This is a genomic window from Arthrobacter pascens (genome assembly GCF_030816475.1).
Taxonomy (GTDB): Bacteria; Actinomycetota; Actinomycetes; order Actinomycetales; family Micrococcaceae; genus Arthrobacter; species Arthrobacter pascens_B.
The window spans coordinates 2,477,731-2,490,275 of the sequence record NZ_JAUSXF010000001.1 but is presented as its reverse complement, the minus strand read 5'-3'; the positions used below and the strand labels follow the sequence as shown (position 1 = coordinate 2,490,275).

Annotated in this window: 11 protein-coding genes; 4 read left to right on the top strand and 7 right to left on the bottom strand. The window is 62.0% G+C overall.

Going from position 1 to position 12,545, the window contains the following annotated elements; all coding sequences use genetic code 11:
• Positions 1–65: 65 nt before the first annotated feature.
• The 5 genes from QFZ40_RS11440 to QFZ40_RS11420 are packed head-to-tail and all read right to left on the bottom strand — an operon-like array spanning position 66 to position 4,218.
• On the bottom strand, positions 66–608 hold the full coding sequence (locus tag QFZ40_RS11440; protein ID WP_306904488.1) for a DUF6036 family nucleotidyltransferase: 543 nt from the start codon (positions 606–608) through the stop codon (positions 66–68).
• Positions 598–1,143, bottom strand: coding sequence for a hypothetical protein (locus tag QFZ40_RS11435; RefSeq protein ID WP_306904487.1), 546 nt, complete (start codon positions 1,141–1,143; stop codon positions 598–600). The genes QFZ40_RS11440 and QFZ40_RS11435 overlap by 11 nt, the downstream gene beginning before the upstream one ends.
• Positions 1,144–1,200: 57 nt before the next feature.
• Entirely contained in the window at positions 1,201–1,989 is a 789-nt protein-coding gene (locus QFZ40_RS11430; protein ID WP_306904486.1) for an SDR family oxidoreductase, read from the bottom strand.
• On the bottom strand, positions 1,986–2,999 hold the full coding sequence (iolG, locus tag QFZ40_RS11425; RefSeq protein WP_306904485.1) for an inositol 2-dehydrogenase: 1,014 nt from the start codon (positions 2,997–2,999) through the stop codon (positions 1,986–1,988). Before iolG ends, QFZ40_RS11430 begins: the two co-directional genes overlap by 4 nt.
• A gap of 16 nt (positions 3,000–3,015) precedes the next feature.
• Positions 3,016–4,218, bottom strand: coding sequence for a phytanoyl-CoA dioxygenase family protein (locus QFZ40_RS11420; protein ID WP_306904484.1), 1,203 nt, complete (start codon positions 4,216–4,218; stop codon positions 3,016–3,018).
• Positions 4,219–4,473: 255 nt separating this feature from the next.
• Here QFZ40_RS11420 and QFZ40_RS11415 point away from each other — a divergent pair, with 255 nt between their 5' ends.
• From QFZ40_RS11415 to QFZ40_RS11405, 3 genes are all read left to right on the top strand, one after another.
• A complete protein-coding gene (locus QFZ40_RS11415; protein ID WP_306904483.1) occupies positions 4,474–5,499 on the top strand; it encodes a LacI family DNA-binding transcriptional regulator in 1,026 nt (341 codons plus the stop codon).
• A 562-nt stretch (positions 5,500–6,061) separates the two neighbouring features.
• Positions 6,062–6,529 (top strand): dihydrofolate reductase family protein, encoded by a 468-nt coding sequence (locus QFZ40_RS11410; protein ID WP_306904482.1) that lies wholly within the window; start codon positions 6,062–6,064, stop codon positions 6,527–6,529.
• The gene (locus QFZ40_RS11405) at positions 6,481–6,660 is read left to right on the top strand and encodes a dihydrofolate reductase family protein (RefSeq protein ID WP_306904481.1); all 180 of its coding nucleotides are present in this window, start codon (positions 6,481–6,483) and stop codon (positions 6,658–6,660) included. Before QFZ40_RS11410 ends, QFZ40_RS11405 begins: the two co-directional genes overlap by 49 nt.
• A 1,645-nt stretch (positions 6,661–8,305) precedes the next feature.
• On the opposite strand, the gene QFZ40_RS11400 is transcribed toward QFZ40_RS11405, so the two are convergent.
• Positions 8,306–9,820 (bottom strand): amino acid permease, encoded by a 1,515-nt coding sequence (locus QFZ40_RS11400; RefSeq protein ID WP_306906901.1) that lies wholly within the window; start codon positions 9,818–9,820, stop codon positions 8,306–8,308.
• 322 nt (positions 9,821–10,142) lie between these two features.
• Entirely contained in the window at positions 10,143–11,375 is a 1,233-nt protein-coding gene (locus QFZ40_RS11390) for an aminotransferase-like domain-containing protein (protein WP_373427427.1), read from the bottom strand.
• Positions 11,376–11,582: 207 nt separating this feature from the next.
• Between QFZ40_RS11390 and QFZ40_RS11385 the strand changes: the two genes are divergently transcribed.
• Complete coding sequence (locus QFZ40_RS11385) at positions 11,583–12,491, top strand: LysR family transcriptional regulator (RefSeq protein WP_306904480.1); 909 nt, start codon at positions 11,583–11,585, stop codon at positions 12,489–12,491.
• Positions 12,492–12,545 lie beyond the last annotated feature (54 nt).

The window sequence follows — 12,545 nt, the reverse complement described above, 5'->3', positions numbered from 1 at the left end:
TTAACAGCCCCCCGACGAGCGCGCATCTCTTAGGGAAGATGCCGTGCAGCGGTACCATGCAACGCTTAGCTAAAGAAGGAGCTCTGTACCCATGAAAGGGCCCGGTCTCGCCGCAAATTGTCGTTCTCCACTGTCTGCAGGCGGTCACAGATGACCTCGGCGCTCACCATCCCATGCTTGAGCACTGCGCCGACGAACAAGTGGTCCTTCGGCCTGCCGGCGATGAGTTTGGCCACGCAAAGGTCATGAGGTTCAAGGCATAGTCCGGTTCTGCCTTTGGTATTGTCATTGCTCAACTTCACCAAACGGTCTGTCCAGCCGGAGGGAAGTACCGCGGTGTCCTTGCCGACGCCCTGAACGTAAAAGCCGTGGGTCTCGTGAAATTGAGACAGCTCTCCAATGACAGCGTCCAGCTCGGTGGCAAGAGACTCAGCATCATCATCGTGCATGGGGGCAATGTCCACTTCCTCGGACATCGTCGCCTCTTCCGGAAGCTCATCCTCTGAAAACGAGCCCAGGATGGACTGGCTCCCAATGATGAATACGGCGTCCTGCTTGATGATTTCCGTAGCCGCACGGATTGCATGCTCAAGTTCGCTACGCCGCACGTGATGCCTTGTGGATGGCGACCATCCGCTCATCCTGAGACAGAACCCCGGCGAACGGCGTCATCTGCCGAAGATCAATGCCACGCCCATCAGGACTGAGCATGACTTCACAAAGCTTCTGGACGTCACCGACCGTGATCAGCTTCTCCCATTCGGCAACCCAGCCGCGGGCATAGGCATCGCGCACTCGAGTCGACAGCTTCCGGAGGTTGGTCCTGGCCTTACTGAGTACGGCCTGTGGATCCTCAGCAACTTTGTCGGCTACGGCGCGATGCAGCTCATAGGAGACGCGCTCTTCCCGGCGGGAAAAGTGCGGCCTGTCTTTCCGGGCCTTCTCCAGCAGGCGCTGGCTCACCGAGGAGCTCACACCTATTGCCTCTGCAATTTGACGCACAGACTTGCCCTCAACCCACAGGGCATACACCGCTTCTGCCCGGCGATCGGAGGCGTAAAGCATTTGCTGCCGGGACTTTTCCGCCGTCTCCCCGGACTCTTTGGCAATGCGGATGAGTTCATCCATCAACATGGTTGACATGTGTGTATCCTACCCCCGTACAGCGCCTCGGAACAAAGAGATTCTGCGACGCCCAGCTCAATCCGCGCCGCCAACCACATTCTGGTCCCAGTCGATGACGGAACCGGTCACTATGCCGCTGCGGGCAGAGAGCAGGAACACGACAAACTCGGCGATCTCATCGACCTGGCCGAGCTTGCCCATAGGGACGGAGGCGTTGGCTTCTTCGAGCCAGTCGTCGCCGGCGCCGTGGAACCGGCGCTGAATAAGGTCTTCGCCCTCCGTTGCCGTCCAGCCGATGTTGATGCCGTTGATTCTGATCCTGTCCCACCGGTGCGCGTGGGCCGCATTCCGGGTCAGTCCGGCGAGCCCGGCCTTGGACGCGACGTATGGCGCCAGGTAGGGCTGGCCTCCGTGTGAGGACATGGTGATGATGTTGACGATGTTCCCCGGAGCTTCACGTTCCTTGAAGTGCTTGATGGCCTCGGACATGATGAAGAACGGCGCCTTGAGGTTGACCCCAATATGTTCATCGAACAGCTCAGGCGTTGTGTCGGTCATGCTGCCCCGGGTTGTCAGGCCCGCGGCATTGACCACCGCATCGAGGCGGCCGAAGCGGTCGATGGCTCTGATGACCGTGCTGCTTGCCTGCTGCGTGTCCCCGAGGTCTGCCTGCAGGAATACCGCAGGCACCCCGAGTCCGGTGAGGCCCTCGGCGATTTTCCCGCCGGCCTCCGCGGAGCGTCCGGTGACGGCAATGCCCGCAGCTCCCTCGGCCGCGGCCTGCCGGGCAATCCCGGCGCCGAGGCCCTGGGTGCCCCCGCTGATTAGTACGACGGTGTCCTTGAGCAGCCCTGATGCTGTCATGTCTGCAATGCTCCTTCAACGGTGATGGTCCTGCCTGTTGCTGCCGATTCAGCTGCCGTATCGGCCAGGATCAGCGCGGATATGCCGTCGTCGAACCCTGGCGAACAAGGGGTGCCGGTGTTGACGGCCTCGACGAAATGGTCGAGCTCGCGCCGGTACGCGGCAGCGTAGCGCTCCAGGAAGAACGGCTCGTACGGGTCTGCCGCCTCCACAGCGCGGCTTCCAAAGCTGCGCACGGTAGTGGGCGAAATGTTGTCAGCCCGCAGCATCCCGCCGCTTCCAAAGGCTTCAAGCCTCTGGTCATACCCGTAGGCGCTGTGCCGGGAGTTCGTGATGCTGACGAGTTCCCCGTTCCGGCCACGGAGGGTCACGACGGCGGAGTCGAAGTCTCCCGCCTCGGCGATGTAGTCGCTGAAGACGTTCGCGCCGTGCGCGGTGACCTCCACAATGTCCCGAATGAAGAACCGGGCCATGTCCAGGTCGTGGATGGTCATATCCCGGAAAATTCCTCCGGATGCCGCGATATACGCCGCAGGGGCCGGCGCCGGGTCCCTGCTGACGATGGACAGATGCTCGAGCCGCCCGATCTCTCCCGCGGCCACGCGCTGACGAATCGCTGCGAAGGCGGGATCAAACCGCCGGTTGAAGCCCATCATTAGCGGAATGCTGGCCGCGGCCAGGGTCTCCCGGCAGCTTCGCACCCGCTCGATGTCGAGATCGATCGGTTTTTCACACAGCACAGCGATGCCTCTCGCGGACGCCGCCTCAATCAGCTGGACGTGTGTTGGGGTCGGCGAACAGATTACGACGGCGTCCAGTGACGCGTCGGCGAAGACATCGGCAGTGGAGCCGGTAGGGCGGGCCCCGTACTGCGTGGCGACTTCCTCCGCGCTCTCGGTCATCGGATCGGCAACCCAGGTCAGGTTGATCCCCGGATGGGCCGCGATGTTCGCAGCGTGCACCCGGCCGATGCGGCCGGACCCGCACAGGGCGACGTTCAGCTTCTTCATGGCGATCCCTGCGGTCTCACAGGCCATCCGTGAGGCGGCGCCGGGCGGCCGCCTCCAGATCACGAAGAAGGGCATCAGGTTCGGCGTCTTCCTGGAGGCTCCGCCAGACCAGCTCAGCCTGCGATTCAGGGGCGATGCCTCCCACCGGCTGGTCGCGGTCAAGATTAGTGGGGAAGCCGTAGCCTTCGGCTGATGCGGCGATGACGTTGCGCAGGAACCTGTCGCTGGTGCCGTCCGCCTTGAGCTGCCGCAGCGTCGGATACAGGGCAGCGGACATGGCCGTGCGGTTCACCGATTCCATGGCCCGGCCGAATGCGGAGGAAACCTGCAGCAGGTTTGCCATGCGGCAGATATCGGCGGACTTGTTGTGGCCGGCACCGTGGAACAGGGCGGGATTGAAGAATGCAGCATCGCCTTTCTCAAGCGGCAGCTGCACGTAGTTCTCCTCGAAGTAGCGGGTGAACTCGGGACGGTGGAAGGCGAGATAACCGGCGTCGTACTTGTGGGAGTGCGGCAGGTAGAGGGTGGGCCCCGACTCCACCGGCATGTCGCAATGAGCAACGGCGCCCTGCAGCGTCAGCGCAGGGGAGAGCAGGTGGATGTGGGCCGGATACCGGGCGGCCTGCTCGCTGGACATGAAGCCGAGGTGGTAGTCGCGGTGGGCGGTCTGCGCCGCACCTCCGGGGTTCACGACATTGACCTGTGAGGTGACCTGGTAGTTAGGGCCGAGCCAGGCCTCGGAAATGAGGGCCAGAATGTCGTTGGAGTAGTACTCGGCGAACACCTGCGGGTCGCGCACGGCCAGCTTGTCCAGCGCGCCCCAGATGCGGTCGTTTGCGCCCGGTTTGGCAAAGTGGTCCCCGGCGGCGGCGCCGGAAGCCTTCTGCTCGGCGATGATGCTGTTGAACGCCGAGGTGGCGCGGTCCACGACAGCGGTGTCGGCGAAGGCGCCCTTGAAAACGACGATGCCCGGCCCGGCAGTCAGGGCACGGATAAGTTCAGCCTGAACGTCAGCGCGCTCTTCGGGAGACTCCAGATAGCTGTGCAGGCGCTTGCCGTAAATGAGCACGTTCTGCTCGACGGCGTCAGCGTACGCGTAGTCCTCCAGCTTCGTCTTTTCGCCGACGACGGCAACGAAATCCTCGAGCCGGCAGCTGTCATGGCCGAACCACTGTGGAGCGTGGGTTCCGGGTGCGTGTGACGATGCGGTCGTGGTCATGGCGTTTCCTCCTTGAAACAGTGATGCGGCTTGAAACAGTGTTCATATGGGCGCCGGTGCGGTTTCCAGCTTCTTTCATCCGATGAGTCCAGCGCAACGCTGAAATCCCTCAAGAATCCATCATGGCCAAATTCGGACTCAGGCATATTACGTAGGAGGCTCGGATCTCTTGCCAGCATGCGGGAACCGGTGCAAGAGTCTTGGTAGCCCCGAAAGGCCTCAGGAAAACATCATTGATCGATCGCAAGGACTCCGATGGCGCACCCGTACTCGGTTAGGGAAATCGCCCGCCAGGCAGGGGTCAGTGACGCGACCGTGGACCGCGTCCTTCACAATCGTCCGGGCGTGCGGCAAAGCACCGCCGGCCAGGTACGCCAGGCCATCAGGGATATGGAGGCCCAGCGGCTCCAACTGGAGCTGACGGGGCGGCGGTTCATGATCGACGTCGTTGCTGACGCCCCCGTCAGGTTCACCACCTCGGTGAAAGACGCACTGGAATCGGTGCTGCCGCTGCTGCGGCCTGCAGTGTTCAGGGCCCGGTTCCACCTGCACGAGCAGTGGAAAGCGGAGGAATGTGCGGCCGAGCTGGACAGGATCGGCAAACGGGGCAGCCACGGCGTCATCCTCAAGGCTCCGGACGTGCCGGTGGTTAGAGCTGCCTTGAGCCGGCTTGCCGAGGGCGGGATCCCCGTCGTCACTCTGGTCACCGACCTCCCCGCCAGCAGCAGGGTGGCTTATGTAGGCATTGACAACCGGTCCGCGGGGGCCACGGCGGCTTACCTGATCCACAAGTGGTTAGGGATGAGCCCGGGATCGGTTGCCATCACGGTGAGCAACGACTTCTTCCGCGGGGAGGAGGAAAGGGAGATGGGTTTCCGTTCAGCCATGCGTTCCGTGGATCCCGGGCGGGCGGTCCTGTATCTGCCCGCCAGCGATGGACTGGATCAGACAACGCTAAGGCTGATGGGCGAAGCCCTGGACGCCCACCCCGACGTCAGCGCCGTCTACTCTATCGGCGGCGGCAACGCCGGCATCATTCAAGCATTCGAAGCGGCGGGACGGAAACCGCATGTGTTCATCGGCCACGACCTGGCCCCCGACAACACCGCCCTGCTGCGCTCAGGCACCATGTCCGCCCTGCTCCATCACGATCTCAAGCAGGACATCCAGCGCTGCTGTCGAATCATCATGCACGCACACGGCGCCCTACCGGAGGCCGACGCGGGCCACGCCTCCCAAATCGAAGTCATCACGCCCTTCAACATTCCCCACGGAATCTGAGTCCGCCGTTCAGCCGCGATTTGCAGGAGGCGTCGCAGAGACACCGGTCAGGTGCAGGGCGGTGCATGGCGGGTAAAGAGGGCTAGCAACGGCATACGGCCCCGGTTCCTGACGGACGTTTCCGCTCAGAGAGACGGAGGAGTGTCGTACTAAGCTCAACCTGACGTTTGTTGCCCTATTTCTTTTCTTGTCGGCGCGCCTTCCGTCATCGGCTTTGAACGCTTCCCATTTGAACGCCGATAACCGCCGTTTTGTCAGTTGAACGACGGGTAACGGCGTTCCAGACATCGGTTTCGAGATTGTCGGCGCTCAACCCGCATGTTGTGTGGCAGGTAAGGATTCCGTGAACGGGAACGACAATGTTTAATCTGCGGGGCGCCCGGGTTGTCGTGCTCTCGCTTCGGGTCCGGCCGTCACGTCGCCAGCTTACTGGAAGAGTCAGTTGATGCAGACGCGAGGGGCTAGAATTCCGGGACCATATATGGCAGGGTCACTTTGCTGAGGTCTTGGCCTTTGAGCGAACCCGGCGGCGAATCATTGGCTCGCATGGAAGGATCGCGTCATGCGCCCTGTCATCGTTTGCAACATCATGTCTCTTGACGGCTACTACGAGGGTCCGGGCCGGAATGTCATGGCCCTGAACATGGATGAGGCGTTTGACGCCTACAACCTGGAGCGGATCCGCAGTGCGGGCACCGTGTTGCTCGGCCGGACGTCGTACGAGGGATTCAGCTCCTACTGGCCGGGTATCGCGGACGCGCCTATTGACCCGGACAACCGCGCATTGAGCGAGGACAACATGGAGCTGAGCCGGATCTACAACAGGGTTGAGAAGGCCGTTGTGACCGACAGCTACTCACCGCCTGCGGTCAATCCGTGGTACGAGACCACCACCGTCGTACCCCGCGGCGATGTGGGGGCTGGTTGGGACAGGAACGAGAGCGCCGCTCCGGAGACATCCTCACGTTCGGCAGCCGGACCATGTGGAACGGACTGCTCCGACGGGGACTCGTCGACGAGCTCCACCTGATGGTTGGCCCCGTGGCCCTGGGCGGCGGTACGCCGATCTTCGCGATGCCTGCCGAGCTGAGGTTGCTGGAGGCCCGTCGCTTCAAGAATTCGGAAAATGTACTGCTCCGCTACTCCGCCGCCGGCCAGTGATCGCTGTGGGCTGTTCCGGCGCCGGTCCGACCCGGCAAAGGTTCATGGTTACGCATGAGTTACTCGAACACCGACCAAGGGAATCCTGGCTGCTGCGACCGGGGGCTCAAGTTCGTACATGTGCTGTGACGTGATGGGTTGAGGGCTGGCCGGAATGAGTCTGTCCCGGCAGGATTTGGCCAGAGCACAGAGCCGCCGCGCTCCTGTCAGGGTGCGCGGCAGTCGCTTGGAGTTGCACAAAATCTGTCAGAAGAGGGGTGTTGGCAATGTCAACGGATTTGGCCTCGGACTGGGTCGTACATCGGCCGGACTGGGCCGGATTCAGTATGTTGTCTGGAGTTCCCCGTGTTTTCAGGGGTTGGAATGCGGTTCGAGTCCCACCTCGGGCACAGTGTTTGCGCAGGTCAGGGGCTTGTGGGCCTTTGAGTGTGCACAGATTGTTCACTGATGGGTCCTTCCGGGGGCCCATTTTTTGTTGGTGGCCGTTTTTGTGCCGGTGGCTCCTTTCCACTGAAGACTCGATGGCTCGGGTCTGTTACTTTTTCATTGTCTTTTACGGAGTGGGCGACACGACCGGTTCCGGCTGTGAAAAGACTTCCCTGCTTTTGCAGTGGCTTTCCCTGGGGCCTTCATGGCGTGGTCAGGATCTGATCACGTCCAGCATGCCTCCCAGAGCGTCCTGGCATGCTCGAGGGCCTCGCCCGTGGTCGTCTTGTGTAGTGTTTTCACGCGGTCGTCGACGGCGTCCGTTGTGCGGCCTTCTTTTATCGAGGGCGGAAGTGTGATGCGGTTTGTTGGGGAGATGGTGCTGCCGCGGTAGACGAATTCAGTGTTGATCTGGCTGGACTGGGTCGCCCTATGCGGGAGTGTGAGACCGTCCTGGGATCGCCGTCGTACTGGGAGACCGTGTTTTCTCCGACGAGGAGCCCGTCGCGGATGGTCATTCGCGGCGGAGGAGCGCCGAACGAAACTTTTGAAGCGAGTCCGGCGCGCAGCGCCCTGGTTGCGCGGAGGACCTGCCCAGCGATGATGGGGGAACAGAATGACAATCAGCGAAGTTGCTTCCGACAGTTCATGGAGGCGGGGGAGTGTGGCGGGTGTGCAATCGTCGAGTCCCGAGACTCGTCATCCTGCTCGTAAAGCGACCCGCAGCGTAGCCGGTACGAAGAAATGGAGAGTTCCGTTGATGACCGGCCGCCACCCTAGCCCAATCTGTTGAGGACCTCTTGACCACCGTTCTTGCCGCTGGTAATGCGCCTGGTTTCTCGACGGGTGTCCGGACTAACAGATCCCCTGATGTGCCCACCGCTACGCTTCAGGTTGCGGCGACCGCCGGTGAGTGGGTGCCCGACCTTTGTGCGGTCCTGGGCTTGCGGGTCATGATGACTACCTCTTGGGAACTGGAACGGAAACTACGGACGTGTGTTGACTGCGGTGTAGATTCAGACCCGCCAAGCGGGGCACCCTTGGACACTGCGGGCTCCGGCAAGGAACCCGCAGTGTCGCAATGAGGAGGGAAGGAAGAAACGGGCAGCCAGGGAACGCCAAGGATGCCGTGCCCGGACACTACGGCAATAGCGACTACTCTCTCCCGGTATCATCTGGAACCCTCTAAGGGGAAAAGGCCCGGGTTGCTGGGTTGCCGCTAGCTGATTTTCTGACCGTTCAGCGGGCGATTTGCGATGACCGGCGCGCTGCCGGTGAAGCCATCACGGGTTGCAGCGATTTCGTGGATCCGCTTACGGCTCAGGTACCAGCCGACCACTAAGAGGGCGCAGGCGATGGCAGTGACCAGCATGGTGAGTGGGGAGTCGATGAACACCATCACCAGCACGCCAGCAAGGAACAGCAGCGAGAGGTAGCCGGTATACGGGGCGCCGAACATCCGGAAGGAGGGACGTTCCAGCCAGCCCTTGTCCGCCCATCGTTTGAGCTGCATCTGGCACAGGACGATCGTGGCCCAGGTGACGATGGTGCCCGTGGCAGCGACGCTGAGGACAATCTCGAAGGCGTCGGCCGGGACCAAGTAGTTCAGTGGGACGCCGAGCAGCGAGACGCCAGCCGTCAGGAGTATGCCGCCGTAGGGGACGCCTGCCTTGTTCATGCGTTGGGCGAACTTCGGCGCGGAGCCGGCGACGGACATGGAGCGCAGGATGCGGCCGGTGGCGTACAGGCCTGCGTTCAGGGAAGACAGGGCAGCGGTGAGTACCACGAGGTTCATGACCACATCCATCCCTTGGACTCCGATGGAGCCGAAGAACGTCACGAAAGGACTGACGCCCTTGACGTAGGAGGTGTAGGGCAGCAGCAGGGCCAGCAGGATGACGGAGCCGACGTAGAACACGGCGATGCGGAAGACCACGGAGTTGATGGCCTTGGGCATGATCTTCTCCGGGTTCTCGGTCTCTCCCGCAGCAGTGCCCACAAGTTCGATTGCTCCGTACGCGAACAGCACGCCCGCCATCAGCAAGACCAGGGGCAGCAGGCCGTTGGGGAAGATGCCGCCGTTGTCCGTGATGAGGCTGAAACCGACCTGCTGGCCGGATACCGGCGTGCCGAAGACGACAAAGAAGACGCCGACCACAAGGAATGACACCAGTGCGACCACTTTGATTAGCGCAAACCAGAACTCCATCTCGCCGAACACCTTGACCGAGACCATGTTCAGGGCCACGACCACCACGAGGGCGATCAGTGCCCAGGCCCACTGAGGCACGGCGCCGATCCACGGGACGTATTTGCCGAAGAAGTTCATGTAGAGGGCTACTGCGGTGATGTCCACGATGGTGGTGGTGGCCCAGGTGACCCAGTAGAACCAGCCGGAAACGAACGCTGCCTTCTCGCCAAAGAACTCGCGGGCGTAGGAGACGAAGGAGCCTGACGACGGGCGGTGCAGCACGAGTTCGCCGAGCGCGCGCAGGATCAGGAAGGCAAAAAAGCCGCATACGGCGTACGCGATGGCAAGCGAGGGGCCGGCGGCGTTGAGGCGGCCGCCGGCACCCAGGAACAGTCCGGTTCCGATGGCGCCGCCGATAGCGATCATCTGGATTTGACGGGGCTTCAGGCTCTTGTGGTAGCCCTTGTCCTCCGCGTGAAGGAGCTTATCAGTGGCGTGCGCCTGCGGCGGGACCGTGTGGTCCGTGAGGGGTGCGTTGGTCATGGGAATCCTTTTGGGGTGTCGGAGGCGTAGGGGATATGCGTAGTTGGGGGCTGTGACGATGCCGATCGGCTGCTCTATGGTGAAGCGCAGCATTCCGATCTTCGCGGTGATGCCCCGGATGCAGTGGCCGTGAGGGTGCGGCACGCGACTTCCAGGTAGAAGGTGCTCTCGTGAAGCTGTCGACAATGATCAGTTCGACGGCGTTCAGCTGAACTGGCCCGTTTCCGCCACCATGGTGACGGTGGCATCGTTACCTATGACCTCATGGGCCATCTGGCCCGACTACCTCCGGGATCACCGGATTGATTATGCCTGGCATGAGTTATTTGGATGAGGCCAGTGCCTCTGTGAAGAGCTCGCCGAGGATCGCCGCGCCCTTCCGGATTTCATCGATGGACGGAAGGCAAAAGCTCAAGCGCAGTTCCGAGTGGCCCGCGCCGTTCGTGTAAAAGGCCGTCCCGGGGACGTAAACGATGCCGCGTTCGATCGCCTCGTAGACAAGTTCCTCGGTATCAATGCCGTCGGGGACCTTCACCCAGAGATAGAAACCCCCGGTCGGCTGATTCCAGGTGGTCCCTGCCGGCATGACTCTTTCGAGGGTTTCGACGAGGGCTTGGAACTTCGCTTTGTAGATTCCGCGGTAGACGTCCAGGGTTTCCTTCCATGCGGGATCGTCGAGATAGGCCGACATGAGCAACTGGTTGAAGACGGCAGGGTTCAAGGCCGCTGTTTCCCCGATGTTGATCAGGTGCTCGTGGATAGAACCGGGAGCGATGACCCATCCCAGGCGTAACCCGGGAGCAAACATCTTTGAAAATGATCCGAAGTAGAACGTGATGTCGGGGAAATCGGGTTGAATTGCCGGCATTATCTGTCCGTCGAAGCCAAGAAGGCCGTAGGGGTTGTCTTCGAAGAGCAGCATTCCGTTGTCCCGGCAGATGCGCCCTACGTCCAGTCGACGCTGGCTGGAGAGATTCACGCCTCCGGGGTTCTGGAAGTTGGGGATGGTGTAGAGCACCTTAGGCGTCTTGCCAGCAGCCCGGGTTTCGGCGATGAGCCTTTCGAGTTCTGCCGGGATCAACCCTTCGGCGTCGCTGGGAACGTGGACGATATCGGCTTCGTGGCTCGTGAAGACTGCCATGCCGCCGGCGTAGGATGGACCCTCGGCGAAAACGACGTCGCCTGGGTTGATCGTTGCATGAGCGGCCATGTTGAGGGCCTGCTGTGATCCCGCCGTCACGATGACCTGATTGGGATGGGCTGTGATCCCCTCGAGCGCCATGATGTCAACGATGTGTCGGCGCAGTTGCGGAATTCCATCGCTTGACCCGTATTGAAGGGCGACCAAGCCTTGGTCTGCGAGGATGTGCTGCGCGTCCTCGGCCAGTTTGCCGAACGGCAGCGCTCCGAGGAACGGAGCTCCGTTGGCAAACGAGATCATGCCAGGGCGCTGTGACGCTCGAAAGACCTTCCGGACCGCGGAGGGCAGACCGGCTTCGGCCCGGTCTGAGAGTGCGATGTCGAAGGCAGTCTGGGCGGGTGGCGATTGCGCCATGGAAGCTGTTCCTTTCGCATGTGGGAACGACGGGTATTGTGCGGATGTTCCCTCAACTATCGGACCTTCCAGGGATGCTGTCTAAGACCGAGAATCACTAACGTCTATGCCGTTTAGGCATGGTTCCCGCTCATTCTTTCCTGTCTTCCCTTGTTCTAACGGAATTGCGGCCATGGCGCGGAGAGGCTGATGCCACATCATTGAGGCATGAACTTTCAACGTCTTCAGTACTTTCTGGCAGTGGTCGATGCCGGAACCGTGACTGCCGCTGCCGAAACGCTGCATGTCGCCCAGCCGGCCCTGAGCCGACAGATCAAGACGCTGGAGCGCGAGCTGCGCCTTGAACTCTTCGAGGCCCAGGGCAACCGCCTTGCCCTCACTTCAGCGGGGCGGGCACTCGTACCGGTAGCGCGCCGGCTCATGGGCGAGACGCGCGGATTCGAGGAAGCGGCCACGGCTCTCCGGACAGGGCGTGTGGAGGAACTCGTAGCCGCGACGACCAGCACGACGCTGCGTCGCATCCTCGCGCCGTTCATCGCCACGACGGGGCCGGATGACCCGAAGATCATTCCGCGCGAGGTCAGCCACTTCGACATGACTGACTCATTACGGCGTGGCAGCGACTTCGCAATCTCTCCGGCAGCCCGCGACGGGGCATTACGGCACGTTCCACTGGGGAGGGTGGCCGTCAGGGCGTTCGTATCAGCGGACCACCGGTGGGCACGCGCAGGCGTGACGGAGCTGCCGATTACGGGATTCGCGGGGTCGACTGCAATTCTGGCGTCGCACCACAGCGTTAGCCGTTACATCCTGGACGACGCGCTCAGCAAGGCCGATATGACGTTCCCAGAGGTGACCGAGTGCGACGACGGGCAAACCGTGGTTGCACTGGCTGCTGCCGGCCGGGGGGTTGGCTTCGTGACCGAGGGCTCCCTGTACGGTGCGCATCCGATCGTAGTGCTTCACGACGCCAGATCGGACGGCAAATTGGAGCCCTTGGCGCTACCGCTGCACGTGGCCTGGATCCCCGGCCACTACGCCGAAGAGGTCATCCAGCGGATGGCACACAGAATCCGCGGCTTTCTCAGGGCCGAGGGCATCACCCTCGACGAATGACGCTCAGCAACTCAATGCCCGTTTGGCATTGACTTGGTGCCAACTATGTATTGG

Bases quoted from the DNA above. Each gene is read 5' to 3' on its own strand.
- iolG (WP_306904485.1), bottom strand. From the start codon at position 2,999: ATGAAGAAGCTGAACGTCGCCCTGTGCGGGTCCGGCCGCATCGGCCGG.
- QFZ40_RS11385 (WP_306904480.1), top strand. From the start codon at position 11,583: ATGAACTTTCAACGTCTTCAGTACTTTCTGGCAGTGGTCGATGCCGGA.
- QFZ40_RS11435 (WP_306904487.1), bottom strand. From the start codon at position 1,143: ATGTCAACCATGTTGATGGATGAACTCATCCGCATTGCCAAAGAGTCC.
- QFZ40_RS11405 (WP_306904481.1), top strand. From the start codon at position 6,481: ATGTGGAACGGACTGCTCCGACGGGGACTCGTCGACGAGCTCCACCTG.
- QFZ40_RS11390 (WP_373427427.1), bottom strand. From the start codon at position 11,375: ATGGCGCAATCGCCACCCGCCCAGACTGCCTTCGACATCGCACTCTCA.
- QFZ40_RS11430 (WP_306904486.1), bottom strand. From the start codon at position 1,989: ATGACAGCATCAGGGCTGCTCAAGGACACCGTCGTACTAATCAGCGGG.
- QFZ40_RS11420 (WP_306904484.1), bottom strand. From the start codon at position 4,218: ATGACCACGACCGCATCGTCACACGCACCCGGAACCCACGCTCCACAG.
- QFZ40_RS11410 (WP_306904482.1), top strand. From the start codon at position 6,062: ATGCGCCCTGTCATCGTTTGCAACATCATGTCTCTTGACGGCTACTAC.
- QFZ40_RS11400 (WP_306906901.1), bottom strand. From the start codon at position 9,820: ATGACCAACGCACCCCTCACGGACCACACGGTCCCGCCGCAGGCGCAC.
- QFZ40_RS11415 (WP_306904483.1), top strand. From the start codon at position 4,474: ATGGCGCACCCGTACTCGGTTAGGGAAATCGCCCGCCAGGCAGGGGTC.